Origin of the sequence: Rhodococcus sp. IC4_135 (assembly GCF_011602025.1) — a bacterium.
Classification (GTDB): Bacteria; Actinomycetota; Actinomycetes; order Mycobacteriales; family Mycobacteriaceae; genus Rhodococcus_F; species Rhodococcus_F baikonurensis.
The window spans coordinates 1-6,496 of the sequence record NZ_JAAOLG010000076.1; the positions used below are offsets into that span (position 1 = coordinate 1).

The 6,496-nt window shown below is 62.9% G+C and carries 1 protein-coding gene; it reads right to left on the bottom strand.

Going from position 1 to position 6,496, the window contains the following annotated elements; all coding sequences use genetic code 11:
- The coding region (locus tag G8767_RS34710) for an amino acid adenylation domain-containing protein (protein ID WP_346843069.1) at nt 1–6,491 on the bottom strand (6,491 nt) is incomplete at its 3' end.
- Between the last annotated feature and the right edge of the window lie 5 nt (nt 6,492–6,496).

Here is a 6,496-nt window from a genome sequence, read left to right on the forward strand (position 1 = left end):
CCCACCACCAACCCACGCTCACCGGCGACAAACACGTCGACCTCGCCGATCGGTGTGTCCGCGTTCGCTGCGAAGGCGGCAAGGATCAGCGACATTCGCTGCGCAATGGTGTCGACCACGGCGCGGTCGAGTGCCGCCGGCTGATACCGCAGGCTCACCTGCAGCGCGGGTTCCGCGACGGTCAGCACGGTGAGTGGGTAATGCGTGGCGTCCCGGGCAGTCACAGCGGTGACGCGCATACCGGCTATGTCGGTGTTCCCGTCCATCCCCGAGGTATCGATCGGATACGACTCGAAGACCGACAGTGTGTCGAATAGATTGCCTGTCCCTACGACAGATTGAATCGCTCCGAGTCCGACATGGTGATGATCGAGCAGAGCTGTCTGTTCGCCTTGTAGTCGAGCGAGCAGCTGCGCACAGGTCTCGTCCGGATCCAGTTGCACGCGGACAGGCAATGTGTTGATCAGCAGCCCCATCATGTTTTCCACACCAGGCAATTCAGGTGAACGGCCCGAGACTGTGACGCCGAAGACGACGTCGTCGCGGGAAAGCATTCGAGACAGCAGGACACCCCACGCGGCTTGGATCACCGTGTTCATCGTGATCTCACTCCGCTGGACCAGCGCACCAAGTCCGTCGAGCACCGAATCGGGTAGATCGACGGCGACTTCTTCGGGAACCAGTTGCTCCGCGATCGGCGCCGAAGCCGCCAACAACGTCGGCTCGTCGACGCCTTCCATGGCGTCCTCCCATACCGCGAGCGAGGTCTCGAGGTCGCGGTGCACCAACCATTCCAGATAGGTGCGGTATGACGGAGTCTCGGGAAGATCGGCCGGGGCTCTGTCGACCGGGAGACCGTCGGCCGCGTATCGCGTCAGCAGTTCGCGAACCAACAACGGCATCGACCAACCGTCGAGAACGATGTGATGGTTTGTCACCACCAACACGCACCTCGTCGGCGAGGTTCGCAGCAGCGTCAGCCGAAGCAGTGGCGGCGAGGCGAGGTCGAAGGGTGCACTGCGATCCTCGTCGAGGCGGCGCTCCAGATCTGCTTCGGTTGCCGATCCTCGATCACTCAGATCGACCTCGGTCCAGGGAATCACTGCATCGTCGACAACCAACTGCACCGGTAGGCCGTGTACGTCGTAGACGAACGCTGCGCAGAGATTCGGGTGGTTTCCGAGTAGTCCGGCAGCAGCACCGCGTAAACGCTCGGAATCAACCGCTCCTTCGAGTTCGATGCACAACTGCGCTGTGTAGACGTCCGTCGACGTGGCCGCCAGTGAGGCATGGAACATCAGCCCGGCTTGAAGGGGTGACACCGACCAGACATCGCGCAATCCGGGGAAGTCGTTCTCCCAGCGTTCGATCTGCTGTTGGTCCACCGAGACCAGTGGAACGTCCGACGGCGTCAGACCGCCCGCATCAGGTCGCGACGCGTGCGCGGTGAGTCCGTCGAGTGCACGACGCCACAGTTCCGCGAATTCCGCGATGTCCGACGCGTCGAGCACTCCGCGGGGAAAGGTGAAAGATGCTGTCAGGCAGGGCCCGTCGACATGGTCCTCAACCGCGGCGTTGATGTCGATCACGCACGCCACCGGCATGGAACGATTCTGGGTTCCGCCGAGCTTTCGATTGTCCTCCACCGGCAGCCAGTCCTGTGCTCCGTCAGAGGAGCTGATCCGGCCCAGATAGTTGAAACTGATCTGAGGAGAACGGAATCGGCCGAGTGTGTCGCTCTCGCCAGACAGGTACCGCAACATCCCGAATCCGATTCCATGATCGGGTATCGCACGCACGTACTCTTTGACGGCTTTGAGGGCCCGTCCGGCGTCGGCGCCACCTGCCAGTGCGTCGTCGACGTCGATTCCGCCGAGATCCACGCGCACCGGGTAGAGCGTGGTGAACCAACCAACGGTGCGAGCGAGGTCTGCGCCAGGAACCGCACCCTCCTCGCGGCCGTGTCCTTCGAGAGTGATCAGGGCGGCAGCGGTATCCATACCTCGGCGTCGTCGCCACCCGATCGAGGCCAACGCGACAGCGGTGAGGAGTCCGTCGTTCACGCCGGTGTGGAATGCCGCAGGAACCGTGGTGAGAAGGTTCCTGGTCACCGGAGGCGAGATGTCCACTGTGACGGTGTCGACCGTGTCGTAGACGTCGATCGTGGGATCGAGTGGGCGCGAACCGATCAGTGGGTCATCGCCTTTCAGGATCGTTGTCCACACGTCCCGTTCTGCGCTCCGGTCACCCACGTGCTCGACAAGCCCATGCGCCCATCGCCGGAACGACGTTCCGATCTGTGGCAGTTCAGGCGTGACACCGGCCTGGAGCTGTGCTGTCACCGACGCCAGGTCGGTGACCAGAATGCGCCACGAGACGCCGTCGACAACCAGGTGATGAATCACCAGAAGTAATCGGCCCTGCTGGTTCGACAAGTCAGGTTTGTCGGCCAGGTCGAACCAGATCACGCGCACCATGTCGGCCGCGGCGGGATCCAAGCTGTCGGCAGCGGCCTCGAGCTCTCCCGACGCCAAGGCCCTGAAACCTTCGTCGTCCACCGAACCGACAGCTACTCGATGGATCAGTCCTTCGGCCGAGATCGAGCCGGGTGGTAGGACTTCCATGACCTGCTCACGCTCGACCAGGCGAGCACGGAGCATGTCGTGCCGATCCAGCATCACTTGAACGCCCCGGACAAGGAGGTCCTGGGTGAGATCAGCGGGAGCGGTCAGCAAGAGCGCCTGGGTGAACCGGTTCAGCTCACCCCCCGCGAGGCCGCTGCTGCTGCGGTCGAGCATCCACTGCGCCACCGGCGTCAGTGGGAGGGTGCCGATACCGGCTCCGGGCAGCTCCGCGAGCGCATCAGGCCCGTCCTGCTCCACGTGCGCCGACTCGGCAAGTTCGGCAACAGATTTGTGGTCGAATACATCTCGCGGCGAGATGATCACACCAGCATCGCGAGCGCGGGCCACCAATTGGATGGACATGATGCTGTCTCCACCGAGTTCGAAGAAGGAATCATGCACTCCCACGGTGTCGAGGCCGAGAACCTGCGCGAACAGAGCGGCAAGAAGATTCTCGGTTTCCGTTCGCGGTGGCCGGTCGGGTGTGGCCGCGGACGAGAAATCGGGTGCGGGAAGCGCTGCGCGGTCCAGTTTTCCGTGAACCGTCAGCGGAAGTGCGTCGAGCACCACCACCGCCGCAGGCACCATGTACGACGGCAGTCGCGTGCCTGCATGCGCGAGGACGTCTCGCGGATCGACACTCACCCCGCGATCGGGAACCACGTAGCCGATCAACCGATCGCTGCCGTCGCCGTTCCAGACGCCCGTCACCGCCTGGGCCACGCGTGGGTGCGTCTGCAATGCCACCTCGACTTCCCCGAGTTCGATGCGGAACCCACGGACCTTCACTTGGGCGTCGGTGCGCCCGAGATACTCCAGCTGCCGGTCGGGCGTCCACCGCACGCGATCGCCCGTGCGATAGATCCGCGTTCCCGGCGCACCGAAGGGATCTGCGACAAACTGCGCGGCGGTCAGCGCGGATCGCCGGTGATAGCCGCGAGCGAGAGCCGGCCCGGCAAGATACAACTCCCCCGCGACACCTACCGGTACCGCTCGCAGACGCGAGTCCAGCACTACCTCGCTGAATCCGCGAGTAGGTGCGCCGATGGTGACCGGGTCGTTAGGAGCCAGTGCCGCACTGATACTCGACACCACAGTTGCCTCGGTAGGACCATAGGCGTTGAACATCTGTCTGCCCGGCGCCCAGCGGGCCACCAATTCCGGCGGGCACGCCTCCCCACCTGTCACGACACAACCGACAGTGGTGAGACCGTCTGGGTCGACGGACGCCAAAGCCGCCGGAGTCACGAAACAGTGGGTGACGCGCTCGCGCTCCAGTAGCGCCGCCAGCTCCGACCCGCCGTAGACAGTCGGTGGCACGATCACCATCGTGGCTCCAGCACCAACGGCCAGCACGAGCTCGAGAACCGACGCGTCGAAACTCGGCGAGGCGAAGTGCAGGGTTCTTGCTTCGGTGGTGGTAGCGAATGTCTCGCGCTCCTGGAGAGCAAAGTCGCTCAACCCGCGGTGTGTGACTGTCACGCCCTTCGGCGTTCCCGTTGACCCGGAGGTATAGATCAGATAGGCCGGATTGTCGATTCGAATCCGTGCCCGCCGATCCGCGTCGGTGACTCTCGATGGGGAGTGCGCCCACAGCCGTTCCTCGAAACCGGGATCGTCGAGGACCAGCCACGGCACGAGGTCGGACAGTGCTGCGTGGTGAGCGCGAGACGTTATCCCCCACGCTGCACCGGAGTCGCCCAGCATGTACTCGATACGTGCAGCAGGATGTCCCGGGTCCACCGGAAGGAATGCCGCACCGGTCTTGGCAATGGACCACACCGCCAGCACGGACTCGACGGAGCGTGGAAGACACAACGCCACCACCGATTCGGGACCCACTCCCGATTCGATCAGCAGGCGGGCCAATCGGTTCGACTGTGCGTCGAGTTCGAGATAGGTCACTTCACGTTCCTCGAACACCAGCGCGACGGCGCCGGGATCCCGGGCGGTCGCCATATCTGTTGCTGCAGTGAGCACATCCGGAAGGCTCTGAACAGCGGTGGAGATCACACCTCGCACGGGTATCAGTTCGACCGACTCACGGCCGGAGAGAATCTCGATATCTCCGATCCGCGATTGCGGATCCGTGGTGACGCGCTCGAGAATCCGTTGCAGGCGGTCGACGAAGCCCCTTACTGTCTCATCGTCAAAAATATCTGTGGCATAACCGAATTCGGCGCGAATACCGTCCGGTTCACCGGCGCCGTCGACATTCTGGGCCACCGTCAACTGCAGATCGAAGTTGATGGTGTCGATCTCGACACCCACGTCGGTCACCTGCAACTCGGGCAGTTCGAGGGTAGGTCGCTCGATGTCCTGAAACTCCAACATGACTTGAAACAGGGGCGAGTATGCCGTCGAACGTGAAGGATTCACGATCTCGACGACCCGTTCGAACGGCACGTCCGCATGGGTGAAGGCGCTCAGATCTACATTTCGGACCTGGTCGAGGAACTCCCCGAAGGTCGCGCCACGGTCCACTGCAGTGCGCAAGACCAAGGTGTTGACGAACATACCCACCAGGTCGTCGAGTTCGCGCTCCCCACGTCCGGCGATGGGAGTTCCTACGGTTATGTCGTCCTCATCACTGAGCCTCGCCAGCAGCACAGCCAAGGCTGCGTGCACAACCATGAAGACCGTGGCGTTGTGTGTGCGCGACAGGGCAACCACACCGGCATGGATCTCCGGACTGAAGTCGAACCGAATCCGTCCGCGTCGGAGCGAACGCACGTCACCGCGCGGTCGATCAGTCGAAATGTCGAGAACCTCCGGTGTGCCCGCAAGATTCTCGGCCCAATAGATGAGCTGTTTCGACATCGAGGACCGAGAGTCGGATTCGGAGCCCAACCAACCACGATGCCACAACGCGTAGTCGGCGTACTGGATCGCGAGCGGCGCCCACCGAGGTGCCTCACTGTTCACACGGGCGGAGTATGCGCTCATGAGATCTCGGGCCAGCGGTACCGTCGAGAATCCGTCGGCGGCGATGTGGTGAATCACGATCACCAGGACATGCGAGTGGGCCTGGTCATCTCGCCGCAACAAGGTGGCGCGCATCGGGACCTGTTGCGTGACGTCGAAACCAACCGAAGCGATCTGCCGGCAACGCTCGCGCAGGTCTTCGCCTCCCTGTACAAGTATCGGTGCGAGATCCGATACCACCTGTGAGGTGGACATGATCACTTGACGCGGTCCGTTGTCCGTGAAAGGAAACACAGTGCGCAAAGACTCGTGCCGCTCGACGACGTCGACAAATGCAGCGCGAAGCGCACTCACATTCAGTGCGCCGTCGAGCCTCAACGCGCACGCGACGTTGTATGCAGCGGATTCGGGGGCGAACTGATTCGCAAACCACATTCGCTCCTGCGCCGGTGAAAGTGGGATATCCGTCGTCGTACCCCGCGGCGTCAACGCTGGCTTCGCTCCTTCTCCGCCGCTGATATCACCCGGTATGTCCCCTCCGCGGCTCTGCGCCAACTCCGCCAGCGCTGCAACGGTCGACGCATCGAAGACGTCGCGGATGTTGATCCGTTCGCCGAGAACAGCATTCACTCGCGCAACCAACCTGGCCGCACTGAGAGAGTTCCCACCAAGAGCAAAAAAGTCGTCGTACACGCCCACCGTCGACGTTCCCAGCAGATCATCGAAAATTGCGGCAACCGTCTCCTCGACCGGCGTTCGCGGCGCGACATACTGCAGCGATTGAGGTTCGAAGTTGATGTCCGGGAGGGCTTTACGGTCCAACTTCCCATGCACCGTCACCGGAAACTCCCCCAACACCACCACCACCGACGGCACCATGAACCCCGGAAGAGACCTCCGCACCCCCTCCAACACCGCCACCTCGTCCACCACCACCCCCACACACC